Source organism: Methylomicrobium album BG8 (assembly GCF_000214275.2).
Taxonomy (GTDB): domain Bacteria; phylum Pseudomonadota; class Gammaproteobacteria; order Methylococcales; family Methylomonadaceae; genus Methylomicrobium; species Methylomicrobium agile.
The window spans coordinates 2,867,119-2,882,496 of the sequence record NZ_CM001475.1 but is presented as its reverse complement, the minus strand read 5'-3'; the positions used below and the strand labels follow the sequence as shown (position 1 = coordinate 2,882,496).

Here is a 15,378-nt window from a genome sequence, read left to right as displayed (position 1 = left end):
CTTTTACCTGAAAAAAATCGCCGCGCCGATCAGGGCCGCGCCGACTAGGATCGTCCACAGCGTGGTTTGATGGTTCGCTTCGATCTGCTTGCGCAGCTCGGCGATTTCACGGATTTGCGCCTCGCTGGTCTGTTTCGCGTAGGCCGCATTGTCGAGCGCCTTGTAAAGCAGCGACGGTACTTCCGGAAGCTGTTCGGCGAGCTCCGGAAAGTGGGACATGAACTGGTTCAGCTTGGCTTTCGGCCCCATCCGCTCCCGGAACCACTTTTCGAGGAACGGCTTGGCGGTTTGCCACAGGTCCAGTTCGGGATAAAGCTGTCGGCCCAGGCCCTCGATATTCAGCAGGGTTTTCTGCAACAGAACCAGCTGCGGCTGCACGTGCATGTCGAAGCGGCGGGCGGTCTGGAACAGGCGCAGCAGCAGCTGGCCGAACGAAATGTCGCGCAGCGGTTTTTCGAAGATCGGCTCGCAGACGCCCCGGATCGCCGATTCGAATTCCTCGATTCTTGTCGTGCTCGGCACCCAGCCCGATTCGACGTGCATCTTGGCGACCTTGCGGTAGTCGCGATTGAAGAAGGCCAGGAAATTTTCGGCTAGGTAGTGCTGGTCGGACAGCGACAAGGAACCGACGATGCCGAAGTCGACCGCGATGTATTTGGCGGGCAGGTTGACGAAGATATTGCCGGGATGCATGTCCGCGTGGAAGAAATTGTCCCGGAACACCTGCGTGAAGAAGATTTCGACGCCGCGTTCGGCGAGCAGCTTGAAGTCGGCGCCGCCGGCCTTCAGCTGTTCGATCTCGCCGACCGGAATGCCCTGGATCCGTTCCATCACCATCACCTTTTGCCGGGACAGCGGCCAGTGGACTTCGGGCACGTAGATGATCTCGGAGTTTTCGAAATTGCGCCGCAGTTTGGCCGCGTTTGCGGCCTCGCGGATCAGGTCGAGTTCGTCGAGCGTGGTCTTTTCGAATTCGGCGACCACTTCCAGCGGGCGCAGGCGCCGCGCGTCCGACCAGAAACGTTCGGCGAAACGGGCCAGTTCGTAGAGCAGGGCGATATCGGAATGGATCCGGTCTTCGATGTCGGGCCGGAGCACCTTGACCACGACGGCTTCGCCACTGTGCAGCTTCGCGGTGTGCACCTGCGCGACCGAGGCCGAAGCCAAAGGACTCGGGTCGAATTCGGCGAATGCCTCGCCGATCGGCATGCCCAGTTCCTGTTCGATGATCCGGCGGGCGACTTCGTTCGGGAACGGCGGCACGCGGTCCTGCAGTTTGACCAGTTCGTCGGCGATGTCTTCCGGCAGGAGATCCTTGCGCGTGGACAGCGCCTGGCCGAATTTGACGTAGATCGGACCCAGGTCTTCGAGCGTTTTGCGGATGCGCACGCCGCGCGATTCGTTGCGCCGCCGCAGCCAGTAATAAGGCGAGAGCGCGGCCAGAAACCGGATCGGACGGAACAGGTGCGTTTTCAGCACGATTTCGTCGAGGCCGTGGAATACCAGCACCCAATTGATATGGATCAAGCGGAGTAAGGTTCTAGGATTGATCACGTTGAATGAGTCGCGTGAAGATAAGGGCGGGGCTTATTCGATCGGCTCCGGCGGTTTGCAGTTCAAGGCGCTTTCCAGGCGTTCGATCCGGCTGTTCAGGCGGTCGAAATCGGCGCGCAGTGCGTCGACCTGGCGGTAAAAAATCTCCGCCTCGGGGCCGGCGGGCAGATCGCGCGTTTCTTCCTGCAGAAATTCGCCAAGGTCCAGTTCGAAAGTCCGGATCGACTCGCGCGTCCAGCGCATGCCGGTACGAAAGAAGTTGCCGATTTGATGCGCGATGATATCGCCGGTGAAACGGGACAGTTGTTCTTCAAGATCGATGTTCAGTCTGTCGAACAGAACCTGGAAAAGGTGGCCGGTCGCGATGTCGCCTTCGATTTTGACTTCGCCTGAAAACACCGAGCGCATCGGTTTGGCGCTGATGCCCATCATGCTCAAGGCCGACAGCGAACCGCTGATCCGGCTATCGGGCAATTCGGGATAGGCGTCGAGCACCTGGACCGCGCTTTCGGTCGGGCAAAGATAGACCGTTTCGCCGAACGGTTCGACCGTCAGCGCGATGACTTTGCCGGCCAGGGGCGCGAGCAGTTCGCCGACGTCCGGGTCGAGATGAATGTAACGGTTCAGCGCGCTTTCGAGCGCAACGGTCAAAAACGGTTTGAACGCCATCTCAGATCTTGTAGCCGCGATGCACCGCGACGATGCCTTGCGTCATGTTGAAAAATTCGCAGCGTTCGAAGCCGGCGTTTTCCATCATCGTTTTCAATTCGGCCTGCTTCGGGTGCATGCGGATCGATTCGGCCAGATAGCGGTAGCTGTCCTCGTCCTTCGCGACGAACTTGCCGATTTTGGGCAGCAGGCTGAACGAATAGAAATCGTAGACTTTCTCGGTGACCGGGTCGGTCGGATGCGAAAACTCCAGCACCAAGCCGCGCCCGCCCGGTTTCAATACCTGGTGCATCGAGCGCAGGGCGGCGTCCTTGTCGGTCACGTTGCGCAGGCCGAAGCCGATGATCACGCAGTCGAAGGTATTGTCTTCGAACGGGAGGCATTCGGCGTTTACCTGGGCGTATTCGATGTTGCCGGTCAGCCCCCGGTCGATCAGCCGGTTGCGCCCGGTGCGCAGCATTTCCGAATTGATGTCGGCCAGTACGCACAGGCCGTCCTTGCCGGCGCGCTTTTCGAGCAGCGTGGTCAAGTCGCCGGTGCCGCCCGCGAGGTCGAGCACTTTTTCGCCACTGCGCACGTTGCAAAGCTGCACCGCGATCCGTTTCCAGATCCGGTGAATGCCGAGCGACATCAGGTCGTTCATGATGTCGTATTTTTCGGCGACCGAATCGAAAACGCCGCGCACCAGTTTGACCTTGTCTTCGGTAGCGACTTGCTTGAAGCCGAAATGGGTCGTTTTGTGATGAGTCATGTTTTTACTGTAAGGGTTGAGGTTCCTGGCGGTCGTAGCCGGCGGTCTTCAGCCGTTCGAGATAGTCGGTCCATAAGCTGTCGTATTCGGCGCCGAGTTGGTAAAGCAGATCCCAGGTATAAATGCCGCTATTGTGGCCGTCGCTGAATACCGGGCAGATGCCGTAATTGCCGACTGGCCGAATCTCCCGGATCGTAACCGATTCCTTGCCGACCTGCAGGATTTCCTGTCCCGGCGCATGGCCCAGGGCTTCCGCCGACGGTGTGTAGACGCGCAGATATTCGCACGGCAGCCTGAAAATCCGGCCGTCGTCGAAACGGATTTCCAGGATTCGGGAAACCTGGTGCAGTTTGATTTCGGTCGGCAAAGCGTTGCAGGGTTGGGTAGAGAGTCGCATATAAAAATCGGGTGCAAGGCGAAAGGCGAAAGGCGAAAGGCTGAACTCTTTTGGCTTTTACCCTTGCGCCTTTTACCTACAATATATACCGGCTCAAGTCCTCGTCGTGGACGAATTCGCCCAGGTGCCGGTCGACATAAGCCGCATCGATCACGACGTCTTTTTCGGGCATGTCCGGGGCGCTGAACGAAATCTCTTCGAGCAGGCGTTCCAGGATCGTATGCAGACGCCGGGCGCCGATGTTTTCGGTTTTCTCGTTGACTTCCCAGCCCAGTTCGGCAATCCGGCGGATGCCGTCGGTCGCGAAGGCCAGATTGACACCCTCGGTCGCCAGGAGCGCCGCGTATTGCTCGGTCAGCGAGGCATCCGGTTCGGTCAGAATCCGGAAGAAATCGTCCGCGGACAAGGCATCGAGTTCGACCCGGATCGGGAAGCGGCCCTGCAATTCCGGAATCAGGTCGGACGGCTTGGTCAGATGGAACGCGCCCGAGGCAATGAACAGGATGTGGTCGGTCTTGATCGCGCCGTACTTGGTGCTGACCGTGCTGCCTTCGACGATCGGCAACAGGTCGCGCTGCACGCCTTCGCGCGAGACTTCGCCGCCGCTGCCGCCGACATCCGAGCGTTTGCAGATCTTGTCGATTTCGTCCAGAAACACGATGCCGTTCTGCTCGACCGCTTCGACCGCCTTCAGTTTGATCTCCTCGTCGTTGACCAGGCGCGCGGCTTCTTCTTCCTGCAGCACTTTGAAGGCTTTTTTGATCTTCATCTTGCGGCTGCGGGTGCGGCCGGTGCCCATGTTCTGGAACAAGCCCTGCAACTGATTGGTCATTTCTTCCATGCCGGGCGGCGCCATGATTTCGACGCCCATCGGCGCCATCTGCACGTCGATTTCGATCTCCTTGTCGTCGAGATCGCCTTCGCGCAGTTTTTTGCGCATTTTCTGGCGGGTCGACTCGCGCGTATCGGACAGCATGCCGGCATCCGCCTCGGGCAGCAGGATGTCGAGAATCCGGTCTTCGGCGGCGTCGTAAGCTTTGATCTGCACTTTTTCCATCTCGGACTGGCGCATCATTTTGATCGCGGTATCGGCCAGATCGCGGATGATCGATTCGACGTCGCGGCCGACATAGCCGACTTCGGTAAATTTGGTCGCTTCGATCTTGATGAACGGCGCGTTCGCAAGCCGCGCCAGACGGCGCGCGATTTCGGTTTTGCCGACGCCGGTCGGGCCGATCATCAGGATGTTTTTCGGGGTGATTTCGTCGCGCAGCGCAGGATCCACCTGCTGCCGGCGCCAGCGGTTGCGGAGCGCGATCGCGACCGAGCGCTTCGCGCTGGCCTGGCCGACGATGTGCTTGTCCAGTTCGTGAACGATTTCTTTAGGGGTCATCTGGGTCATTACTTTACTCGCTCGGTTCTGCGTCCAATTCTTCGATGCGCAAGTTATGATTCGTGTAAATGCAGATATCGGCGGCGATCGCCAAGGCTCTCTCGACGATCTCGCGGGCGCTCAGATCGGTATTTTCGAGCAGCGCGCGCGCGGCCGCCTGGGCGAAAGCACCACCCGAGCCGATGGCCATCAGGTCGTTTTCCGGCTCGATCACGTCGCCGTTGCCGGAGATGATCAGCGAGGTTTTGGCGTCGGCGATCGTCAGCATCGCCTCCATGCGGCGCAGGGTGCGATCGGTGCGCCAGTCCTTCGCCATCTCGACCGCCGCGCGCATCAGATGGCCGCGGTGTTTTTCGAGTTTGCCTTCGAAATGTTCGAACAGGGTAAAGGCGTCCGCGGTCGAACCGGCAAAGCCGGCGATCACCTTGTCATGGTACAGGCGGCGGACCTTGCGGGCATTGCCTTTCATGACCGTATTGCCCAGGGTGACCTGGCCGTCTCCGCCGATCACGACTTTATTGCCGCGGCGCACGGATAATATGGTGGTTCCTCTCAAATTCACGTTTAAAGTCCAAAGTTAAAACGGTGCGTTAACGGCAGCATTTTACATGGTCTGACGCCCGGACGTGCGAAAAAATGCACCAGCAGCCCCCTTTAGAAACGGGAGCCGGACGGCAATGGATGGGCTGGACATGAAGGTTCGGTTAAGGTCGGCGTCCCTCCCGTTGTGCTACCATGCGACATTATTCAATCCACAATCGGCTGACTTCTATGGATTCACTGAACCAGATAACCGCGACTTTGGCGATGACGATGGGTCTGGCGTGGGCCAGCGGTATCAATCTCTATGCGACGCTGCTGGCGCTCGGCTTTCTCGCCAACAGCGGCAACATCGCGTTGCCGCCGGATTTGCAGGTCGTCGCGAACCCGGCCGTGATGCTGGCGGCGGGCCTGATGTATTGCGTCGAATTTTTTGCCGACAAGACGCCGGGTGTGGATACCGGCTGGGATGCGATCCATACCTTCATCCGGATACCGGCCGGCGCGATGCTGGCTGCTGGCGCGGTCGGCGAGCTGAACCCGGCGGTCGAGCTGGCCGCCGCGATCGTCGGCGGCGGCATGGCGGCCGGTTCCCATATGACCAAGGCCGGCAGCCGGGTGTTGATCAATACGTCGCCGGAGCCGTTCAGCAACTGGGCCGCCTCGGTCGGCGAGGACATGGCGGTGGTGGCCGGCGTCTGGGCGGCGCTTCGGCATCCGTTGGTGTTTCTGGTCGCGCTTGTGCTGTTTATTGCGCTGATGGTCTGGCTGTTGCCGAAGCTTTGGAACGGCATCAAGAAGGTTTTCCGGGCGATTGCGCGGTTTTTCGGCTCGGGGCCGGAGCAGCGATCCGGTTCGAATTCGCCTTAATTGCTCCGCTATAGTGCGAGGAGATCGATGTTGGTGCGTTTCTGCAATATCAATGATTTTGCCGTTTCTTCTCGATTCGTACTTAAAGAATATGAAAATTGCGCACATGAGTTTTCGTCGATTCCGGCACATATGCCGTAATGAGAAGACGAACTCTTGCGGTTGCTTCCAATCCCTTTCGGATGATTCTATCGATTGGCGCGCATCTTGCTTAACCTTGGGGCGTCATTAAAGGCGATAAACGATGGCGCTATAATTTTTATGTTAGCGCCAATTGACGAAGAATCATGAAAATGAGATTTAATGGACCCCGCACAACCAATGTCACTCACTTCGCCGGCTTTCCCGAAAAGGAAGGACAGCGTCTCTGGACGAGCAGCGCATTTTGCTGGTCGACATTACTGCCGAATATTGACCCGAAGTGAGAAAAAAGCTCCATAGGTAACCGAATCCGGTGATGATGGAAAGTTTTCATCGGCGGCGTGGTCGAAGGTGTTGCGGCCAAATCCGCGTCATGAAAGAGTTGCGAACTTTACCGTAAGGAGGTAACTATGACGACCCGTATTCTCGTTTTGTATTACAGCATGTATGGCCATGTGGAAACGCTGGCGAAGGCGGTTGCCGAAGGGGCCCGATCCGTCGAAGGGGTTGAAGTCGCCGTCAAGCGGGTACCCGAACTGGTACCGGAAGAGGCGGCCCGCAAGGCCGGTGCCAAGCTGGATCAAGAAGCGCCGATTGCGACGATCGAGGAATTGCCCGATTACGACGCGATCATTTTCGGAACTCCCACCCGTTTCGGGAACATGTGCGCGCAGATGCGCAATTTTTTGGACCAGACGGGCAAACATTGGCTGAGCGGCGCTTTGATCGGGAAGGTCGGCAGCGTCTTTACCTCCACCGCAACCCAGCACGGCGGCCAGGAAACCACCGTCACCTCGTTTCATACGACCCTGCTGCACCACGGGATGGTCATCGTCGGCGTGCCTTATTCCTGCCAGGGCATTCTGAACATGGAAGAGATTACCGGGGGTTCGCCTTACGGCGCGGCGACGCTGGCCGGCGGAGATAATCGCCGGCAGCCGTCGGATAACGAATTGGGCATCGCCCGGTTCCAGGGTAAGCATGTGGCGAAAATCGCCAAAAAATTGTCCGCTTGAACGGGTTCCGGAAATGCCCGTTTTTGAAGTGGGGCGGTTGCGGACCGGAGCGGTTTTCAATGTAAGGCAGAGCTGGAAAAATGAGGCGTTTTCCGTAACGGACCGGCGTCTTCCCGCTTTGGCCGTGTAAACGAATGGCCCGGCTTTGTCGTGCTCGGGCGTTCGCCGGGTTCGGCCTTCGGCCGCTAAGGATTTGGCCGATATTAACTTCCCGGTATGGGGGTAGACCTGCCAGGTTTTTAAAACCTGGCAGGCCTTGAGCCGGGAAGTTATTTGGAGCCAAATCCTAAATCGACGATTCGGGGTTGCCGATCAGGGTGCCCTGAACCAGATCGATGCCGAGCTCCTGGAGCGTTTTCAGTGCGCCGCCGCTTTCGACCGATTTGGCGATCGTGAGTTTGCCGAACGTATGGGCGACGTCCGACAAGGATTTGACGAACATCCGATCGTCGAGAGTCTGATCGATCTGGCGGATTAGCGGGGCGCTGATTTTTACGTAATCGATCGGCAGGTTTTTCAGGTAATAGAACGAGGAAAAGCTGACGCCGAAATTATCCAGCGCAACGCCGCAGCCCAGCCTCTTGAATTGTTGAATGAGCGTTTTTGCCTGCGTATAGTGCGATTCGACGGCCGCTTCGGGAATTTCGAAAATGATTTTTTCCGGGCCGATATCGTAGAGGTCGAACAAATAAGCCATGTCGTCGTAAAAGCCGGAATCTTCGAAAACCTTGCCGGACAGATTGATCGACAGGCGAACCGCCTTTCCTTGCCGGCCGGTTTCGTTCAGGGCGCGCAGCGCCTGCTTGAACGCGATGCAGTCGATTTTTCCGGCCAGTCCGAGTTCTTCCGCGTGATTCAGGAAAACTTCCGGAAGCAGCTGCCCGCCGCCGTCCTGCGGCAGGCGCAGCAGGCATTCGTAATGATGAAGTTCGGACGAACGGCTGTCCCGCACCGGCTGGTATTCCAGCACGAACCGGTCTTTCATGATCGCCTGTTCGAGCATCTGCCGGAAGTTCAGCAATTGCTCAATTTTCAACTGGCCGTCCCGGCTCAGTCGGCAGCAGTGGAAGCTGCCCGGGCCGATCTGCCTGGCGTGCAGCCGCGCCGCATCCGCATTCGCGTAGAGATCGTTCGGCGTCAGTCCATGCTCGGGATACACCGCGATGCCGATATGGGCGTCGAGTCGGTAGTTTTTTCCGGCATGGATAAACGGCGCAGCGCCGATGTCCTGGATCAGTTTTTTCGCGAAGTCGCCGAGGCGATCCGTTTTGACGTGCGAAATCAACAGCGCAAAAACGTTTCTGTTGATCCGGCTGAGCCTGTCGATCGAGCGAAGGCTGTCTTTCAGTCGGCGCGCCACCCAGGTCAGCATCATTTCGCCCGCCCGCGGGCCGTGAAGATCGTGGATCTCTTCGTAGGGATCGATATCGAACAGGAACACCGCGATCAAATAATCGTAACGCCGCGCGGTTGCCAGCGCGATCGTCAGTTCGTCGCGGAATTGCTGATAGCTGGCGAGGCCGGTGACCGGATCCTGGCTCGGCTGGGTCAGCATTTTCTGCTGATACTGCGACCTTTCGCTGTTATCGACGCCGAGGGTTAGAATTACCGCTTCGTCCGGATTGTTCGGCGGGTTGAACAGCGAGTGCAGCCAGGAGATGTCGCGGGTCTTGCCGGTTTCGGAAATCAGTTGCCCGTCGACCTGGAACTGCCCGGTAATTTCTCCCGATCTGAGCATGCTCAGTTTTTTGTGGTGCTCCCACTCGGTTTCGGGGATTAAAAGATCGAAAATCTTGCCCTTGATCGAATGTTCTTCCGGGCCCAGTTCCTGTACCCCGGCCTGATTGATCGTCAGGATAATCCCGTTCAGTTTTTGCGTCAGGATGATAATCGGCGCGGTGTCGATCAATTGCCGGATGAAGTCGCGCTCGATCGCCAGTTCCCGGCTTTTCTTGATCAACGTCAAGGTATTGCTGTGCACTTCCTGTTCCAGGGATTGCAGTTGCTGGGCCAGCGTCAAGGCGGTCTGGTGCAGTTGATCGACCTCGTCATAATCGGTCGAAGCGATTTTCTTGAATCCGACCCGTTCGCGGAACTTGTCGTACTGGTGTGCCGCCAGCAGCGGCAGCGCTCCCGAAAGGCGTGCAACGCGCGAAAAGGTGTAATGCAGCAGAACCGGCAGCAGCGTCAGGGATCCCAGCAGGCTGATCACGCCGTAGAGCCAGACTTTCTGCAGGTCTTTTTGCAGGTTTTCTTCGATTTCGGTGGTATCGTTGATGAACAAAAACAGCGGCGAATGCTTTTTATCCTCCTGGATCGGCGCAATTCCGATTTCGTATGTGGCGCCGGCGAGATGGATCGTTTTGGTTTGATTGTTCAGTTCGGACAACGCGACATGCGCGGTGATGTATTGATACAGCCCTTTATTGTCGGACAGGGTCAACCCTGCCAGTTGATACGGCCAGGGATGCTCGGGCGCGCCGGATAAGGTGGTGTCGGCGGAAAGAATGCCGATATCCGCGCCAGTGGCCTGTTTGTATTTAATCATGATGTCCGCGAACGACCGGGTCACGCCGTAGGCGCCGACGGTTTGGGACCGGCCGATAACAGGCACCACGGCCTGCTGAAAACAGATAGTGTCGCAAATGGTGCGGTGTCCGGGTATTTCGGAATGGATCACTTTGTGGATGGTGGCGTCGTCGGTCGGCATCGGGCTTCCCCAGGATTTGATCGTGGCGCCGTTTCTGTCGAAAAAAACGATGTTTTCGATGCCCCAGCTGAGCTGCCATCGCGACCATTTTTCGTCCAGCATCGTGAATGAGGTTTGTCCCCGGTTTGTGGCGGAATGGGAACGTTGTTCCACGAATATGGACAGCATTTCCGCGAGCTGTTCGAGTACCAGAAACGAATCTTCGGTCAGGGCCCGGGCGATATGGAGATGATTCCGATGCTCCTTGAGACGGTCGAGGTAGAAGCTTTCGATCGCATGGCGATAGGCGAAATAGGAAAAAATGCTGTGCATCAGTAGAAACACGCTGCCGAATAAAATGGCGAGCTTCCATCTCAGGCTGAAAAAGAACGGCGATCTCGGCATGACGGGTCAGAAACGGAAAGAGATTTGTACACCGAATAGGTCCCAGTCTTCCTGGGTAGTATGCAACCGGTCCGGGTTATCGGCCTGCGGCAGCCACATCGTGCCATGCACGCGGTGATATTCGCCGCGCACCATCCAGCTCCGGTTGATGTCCCAACGCAGACCGAGCGTCCAGTCCTGGGCATAGGCGGCATGGCTGGGCAGTCCGATCCGTTCGAAGCCGATGCCGTTGCGGTTGTCGGTGTTGGCGTAAATCGTATCGTAGCGTACAGTGATTTGCCAGTTCGGTAGAAACCGGTAACTGCTTTCGACATACCAGCTTTCGGTCGCAAAACGGCTATCGGGGAGAATGCCGTAGCCTTTGACCACGTTCCGGCGGTAATTGTACTCTCCGGTCAGCGTCAATTTTTCGCCGTTGTACTGCGCGGACAGCATCAAGGGGCGTACGAACGAAGTGCCCGGCCCGAATCGGTCACCCGCCAGCGGATGGTAATCCAGTTGCAGGTCCGCATAGCTGACCGCGAAGACGTATTCGCCGCCGTTCAGTTCGTAGCTCAGTTGGGTGACGACGGTGGGTTGGGCCGCAAATTCGCCGCGCGCGAAAGGCCCCAGCTGGATCGACCGGATTTCCTGGTTGTTGCCCAGCGGAACGACATAGTTGAACTTAAAGTTGAAATCGCCGTACCCGGTATGCTGTTCGGCATAAAATTGGCCGCCGTCGCCGGAAGTCAGCAGCGAACGCGAGCGTTCGAAATAATTGCCCTGCGGTAACAGGATCGTCGGATGCGTGAAGGCGACGTCGCGGGTTTCGTTGTATAACCCCAGCGGCACTTTGACGCGTCCGCCGCGCAGCCCGGTCCGTCCCGACTCGTGCTCCCACAGGGCCAGATCGGCAAGTCCGTAGTCGACCCGGACGCTGCCGCGGTCGATGTTTCCGGCCCGGCGGTAGAGGCCCTGAATCGCAAAGCTCAAGCGGTTGGACGGTTTATAGGACGAATTGAGGCCGATTTCGGTGATGCCGAGGCTGACGCCGTCGTCGCTTTGCCCGAACAGGTTGTTGTCCGAGGTGTGGAACAGGCTTTGCGCGAGAAAACCGTGCATCTGGATTTCGTCGGGCAAGTCGCCGGCCCGGCCCGCCAACGGCAGGCTCCACAGGATGCCCAGGCACAGTCCGCTATTGATAATCGAACAGACGAATTTGCGCATTGCCGTCGGGTTTCTTGCTGACATAGCCGATTGCATTCGGCGTGTTCGTGACTTTTTCGATCATCTCCCGTTCCGAGTCGAGCTGGATCGGAGCGATGCCGGTACCGGAGTAGATCATTCGGTCCCAGACGCGCCGGAACTGGTGCGGAAACATGTTCAGGCTGTTCTTGACGAAGTCTTTATGGACCGGGTTGTCGTCGGTTAGCGTAAAGACCTTGATCGGTTCGCCGTTAGGCCAGATCCTCAGATGCATCGCGAAGATTGCCCGGGTATCGGCGCGTGAGTAATGCGCGGACGGGACCGAGACGTTGACGATGATTTCCGCCGCCCCGGCGAAAACCGGGCACAAGCCCAGGCAGCCGCCGACGATTGCCGAAGTGATCGCTTTCCGATGGGGCAATTTAGCCGGTCCTTGCGCAGGAGCGTCTAGTCACCGGAATCGTCGGATGATGAATCGAAGACGGTCCTGGCTCTGCGCGCACGGGCCCGTCTCGGGGGAAGAAATGCGGGGTCAAAGTTTTTGCCAGCGCAGGCGATTGGCATTGCTGACCACGGTCAGCGAAGACATCGCCATCGCCGCGCCCGCGATCATCGGATTCAGCAGGATGCCGGCGAAAGGATACAAAAGGCCGGCGGCGACCGGAATGCTGATCGTGTTGTAGAAAAAGGCGCCGAACAGGTTTTGTTTGATATTGGCCACGGTAAGCTGCGACAGTCGGATCACTTCCGGCACTTTCATCAGCGAACCTTGCAGGATCACCACGTCCGCGCTTTCGATGGCGACGTCGGTGCCGGTCCCGATGGCGAGGCCGACATCGGCCTGCGCGAGCGCCGGCGCATCGTTGATGCCGTCGCCGACCATGCCGACCGTTTCGCCTTGGGCCTGCAGTTCCCTGACCACGGCCGCCTTATCCTGCGGCAGCACTTGCGCCCTGACTTCGGCAATGCCGGCTTCCCGGGCGATCGCCCGGGCCGTGATCGGATTGTCGCCGGTCACCATCAGTACGCGGATGCCCAGGTTGCGCAGCCGCTGTACCGCGGCGGCCGAATCGGGCTTGATCGGATCGGCGACGGCAACGATCCCGGCGAACTGCCGGTCGACCGCGAGCAGCATCGGCGTTTTGCCTTCGGCGCTGAGTCTGGCGAGGTTGTCCTGATGGCTTGCGAGATCGATGCCTTCCTTCTCCAGGAGCGCCCGGTTGCCGAATACGACGCGGCGGCCGTCCTGCGTCGCTTCGACGCCGTGGCCGGTGATCGCCTTGAATTGGGCCATTTTTTTCGGTTGGACCGCGTGTTCCCGCGCCGCCGTCAACACGGCCGCCGCCAGCGGATGCTCGGAGCCGGCTTCGAGGCTGGACGCGAGTTGCAGCACTTCGGTTTCGGAAAAACCGCCGGCGCCTTCGATCGACACGACCTTCGGCTTGCCCTGAGTGACGGTGCCGGTCTTGTCCAGCACCAGGCAGGTCAGTTTGCCGGCTGTTTGCAAGGCGTCGCCTTGGCGGATCAGTATGCCGGTTTGCGCGGCCTTCCCGACCGAAACCATCACCGAAATCGGGGTGGCAAGGCCCAGCGCGCAAGGGCAGGCGATTACCAGCACGGTCATCGAAGTGACGAACGCATAACCCAGGGACGGTTCGGGGCCAAAGCCGTACCAGACCAGAAAGGTGAAGACCGCGAGGCCGATCACGGCCGGCACGAAGACGGCGGAAACCCGGTCGGCCAGCCGCGCGATTTCCGGTTTGCTGTTCTGCGCCTGGCGCACGCTGTGAATGATCTGGGCGAGCGCGGTATCGCGGCCGATGCGGGTCGCCTTGAACAGGAAACTGCCGCTTTGATTGATCGTACCGGCGGCGACCGTGGAGCCTTCGATTTTTTCGGCCGGCATCGGTTCGCCGGTCAGCATCGATTCGTCGACGGACGAGTGGCCTTCGATCAGTACGCCGTCGACCGCGATTTTTTCGCCGGGGCGGACCCTGAGCGTTTCGCCGAGGCCGACTTCCTCGATCGGCACGTCGAGTTCCGCGCCGTTCCGAACGACCCGGGCCGTACGCGGCTGCAGGCCGATCAATTGGCGGATCGCGGATGAAGTCTTGCCGCGCGCCCGGGTTTCGAGGCCCGAACCCAGGTTGATGAACGCCAGGATCACGACTGCGGCTTCGAAATAAGCGTGCTTGGCCAGGGACGGCAGGCTGCCGTAATACTCGATCACGATGCAGGAATAGAGCCAGGCGGCGCCGGTGCCGACCGCGATCAGGGTATCCATGTTCGCCTGCCCGGACAGCAGGGCCTTCAGCGCGCCCCGGTAAATGTGCGCGCCCGAATAGACCAGTACCGCCAGGGTCAATATCGCGACTTCCGGCCAGAACCAGCGTCCGGTGGCGGAGCCCATGTCCGGCAGCCAGTTCGCCATTTCCAGCAGCATCAGCAAGGCGCCGGCGCCACCGGCGACCGCCGCTTTTTTCAGCAGTATCCGGTAACGCGCCAGCTCCTGTTCTTCCTGTTCCGCCGGATTTTCGAAACCTTCCATTACCGCCGCTTCGTAGCCCGCATCCTTGACGGCCCGGATCAACCGTTCCGGATCGGTCTCGCCTTTGACGGTCGCGGAATGGTCCGCAAAGTTGACGCTGACTTCGGTAACGCCGGGCACGCCGTTCAGCGCGCTTTCGACGACGCTGACGCAGCCGGCGCAGCTCATCCCTAAAATCGACAAGCGCAGTTCGTTCGATGTTTCTTCTTTGCTCATGAGGTCTCTCCGGCGATTACCATCGGATTCGGATCATTCGACCGAAAAACCGGCCTCGGCGATCGCCGCCTCGATCGCTGCCAGGTCGGTTTTTGCGGCATCATAGTCGACGCCGACCTTTTTTTCCTTGCTCGACGCGGTCACCGACAGCACGCCGTCGATCGCGCCCAGTTTGCTTTTGACGTTGGCTTCGCAGCCTCCGCATTTCATTCCGGTCACTGTCAATTCAACGAATTCAGCCATATTCATTCTCCTCGTATGCGTAATTTCCCGAAGTTATATCATACTCGACTGAAACCGGATAATCATGATATAAATGCAAAGTAAGGAGGAGCTGGCGCTGCTTGCTTTGCCTGGTGAATCACCTTTGCGCGAATCATGGAATTAAAAACACTAACCAATCAAACCATCGCATTGGCAGGGGTCGCGCAGGCGGCGGCGCTGGTGCAGCAATTGGCGACGCGGGGTACCTGCGATCAGGAGGCGCTGAACGCCAGCATCGGCAGCGTGCTGAAAATCGATTCGGAAAGTGTGCTGGATGTTTACGGCGGGCTGAACGGCCTGAAGCTCGGCCTCGGACAATTGAAGTCGCAAATGACCGGCTACCGGGTCGACAATCCGGAACAGGCCCGCTATGCGGCAACCCTGGTGTTTCTGGAGAACCAGCTCTCGTCGCGGAAGGATTTGCTCGATGCGATCCGGGTCGGCGTCGAGAAGGCCCAGGCGCAGAGCGAACATTTCGGCCTTCTGCACGAAAACGTGCTGGCCAATCTCGGCGAAGTCTATCACAGTACGGTCAGTACGCTGCAGCCCCGCATCATGGTCAACGGCGAGCAAACCTACCTGTCGCGGCCCGATACCGTCAACAAGATCAGAGCGCTGCTGCTGGCCGGCATCCGCTCGGTGATTCTGTGGAAACAATGCGGCGGCGCCCGCTGGAAATTCATTTTTTACCGCAAAAAAATCCAGAAAGAGCTGGAAAATCTGCTGCGGCAGGTTTGACC

Annotated in this window: 14 protein-coding genes; 3 read left to right on the top strand and 11 right to left on the bottom strand. The window is 58.7% G+C overall.

Annotated elements, in window-relative coordinates:
- Positions 1–3: 3 nt before the first annotated feature.
- The 6 genes from ubiB to hslV all read right to left on the bottom strand — a co-directional run bounded on the left by ubiB (position 4) and on the right by hslV (position 5,326).
- Positions 4–1,554 (bottom strand): ubiquinone biosynthesis regulatory protein kinase UbiB, encoded by a 1,551-nt coding sequence (gene ubiB, locus METAL_RS12310; protein WP_005372803.1) that lies wholly within the window; start codon positions 1,552–1,554, stop codon positions 4–6.
- Positions 1,555–1,587: 33 nt separating this feature from the next.
- Positions 1,588–2,223, bottom strand: coding sequence for a ubiquinone biosynthesis accessory factor UbiJ (locus METAL_RS12305; RefSeq protein WP_005372801.1), 636 nt, complete (start codon positions 2,221–2,223; stop codon positions 1,588–1,590).
- Between the two features lies 1 nt (position 2,224).
- Positions 2,225–2,974 (bottom strand): bifunctional demethylmenaquinone methyltransferase/2-methoxy-6-polyprenyl-1,4-benzoquinol methylase UbiE, encoded by a 750-nt coding sequence (ubiE, locus tag METAL_RS12300; RefSeq protein WP_005372800.1) that lies wholly within the window; start codon positions 2,972–2,974, stop codon positions 2,225–2,227.
- A 4-nt stretch (positions 2,975–2,978) separates the two neighbouring features.
- Complete coding sequence (locus METAL_RS12295) at positions 2,979–3,371, bottom strand: gamma-butyrobetaine hydroxylase family protein (RefSeq protein ID WP_005372797.1); 393 nt, start codon at positions 3,369–3,371, stop codon at positions 2,979–2,981.
- 76 nt (positions 3,372–3,447) lie between these two features.
- Entirely contained in the window at positions 3,448–4,773 is a 1,326-nt protein-coding gene (gene hslU, locus METAL_RS12290) for an ATP-dependent protease ATPase subunit HslU (protein ID WP_005372795.1), read from the bottom strand.
- 4 nt (positions 4,774–4,777) lie between these two features.
- Positions 4,778–5,326 carry an ATP-dependent protease subunit HslV gene (gene hslV, locus METAL_RS12285; protein WP_005372792.1) on the bottom strand — a complete coding sequence of 183 codons (549 nt, stop codon included), beginning with the start codon at positions 5,324–5,326 and terminating at the stop codon, positions 4,778–4,780.
- 209 nt (positions 5,327–5,535) lie between these two features.
- Here hslV and METAL_RS12280 point away from each other — a divergent pair, with 209 nt between their 5' ends.
- Both METAL_RS12280 and wrbA read left to right on the top strand, forming a co-directional pair.
- Positions 5,536–6,174, top strand: a complete 639-nt coding sequence (locus tag METAL_RS12280) for a DUF4126 domain-containing protein (RefSeq protein WP_005372790.1) — start codon at positions 5,536–5,538, stop codon at positions 6,172–6,174.
- A gap of 551 nt (positions 6,175–6,725) precedes the next feature.
- Positions 6,726–7,331 carry an NAD(P)H:quinone oxidoreductase gene (wrbA, locus tag METAL_RS12275; RefSeq protein ID WP_005372789.1) on the top strand — a complete coding sequence of 202 codons (606 nt, stop codon included), beginning with the start codon at positions 6,726–6,728 and terminating at the stop codon, positions 7,329–7,331.
- Between the two features lie 286 nt (positions 7,332–7,617).
- Here wrbA and METAL_RS12270 read toward each other — a convergent pair whose 3' ends face one another.
- The 5 genes from METAL_RS12270 to METAL_RS12250 all read right to left on the bottom strand — a co-directional run bounded on the left by METAL_RS12270 (position 7,618) and on the right by METAL_RS12250 (position 14,617).
- The gene (locus METAL_RS12270) at positions 7,618–10,425 is read right to left on the bottom strand and encodes an EAL domain-containing protein (RefSeq protein ID WP_005372787.1); all 2,808 of its coding nucleotides are present in this window, start codon (positions 10,423–10,425) and stop codon (positions 7,618–7,620) included.
- Positions 10,426–10,431: 6 nt separating this feature from the next.
- Entirely contained in the window at positions 10,432–11,631 is a 1,200-nt protein-coding gene (locus tag METAL_RS12265; protein ID WP_005372785.1) for a TonB-dependent receptor, read from the bottom strand.
- A complete protein-coding gene (locus METAL_RS12260; protein WP_005372783.1) occupies positions 11,600–12,031 on the bottom strand; it encodes a type 2 periplasmic-binding domain-containing protein in 432 nt (143 codons plus the stop codon). The genes METAL_RS12265 and METAL_RS12260 overlap by 32 nt, the downstream gene beginning before the upstream one ends.
- 111 nt (positions 12,032–12,142) lie before the next feature.
- Entirely contained in the window at positions 12,143–14,374 is a 2,232-nt protein-coding gene (locus METAL_RS12255) for a heavy metal translocating P-type ATPase (RefSeq protein ID WP_005372781.1), read from the bottom strand.
- Positions 14,375–14,407: 33 nt separating this feature from the next.
- Entirely contained in the window at positions 14,408–14,617 is a 210-nt protein-coding gene (locus METAL_RS12250) for a heavy-metal-associated domain-containing protein (RefSeq protein ID WP_005372780.1), read from the bottom strand.
- 135 nt (positions 14,618–14,752) lie between these two features.
- Here METAL_RS12250 and hflD point away from each other — a divergent pair, with 135 nt between their 5' ends.
- Positions 14,753–15,376, top strand: a complete 624-nt coding sequence (gene hflD / locus METAL_RS12245; protein WP_005372778.1) for a high frequency lysogenization protein HflD — start codon at positions 14,753–14,755, stop codon at positions 15,374–15,376.
- Positions 15,377–15,378 lie beyond the last annotated feature (2 nt).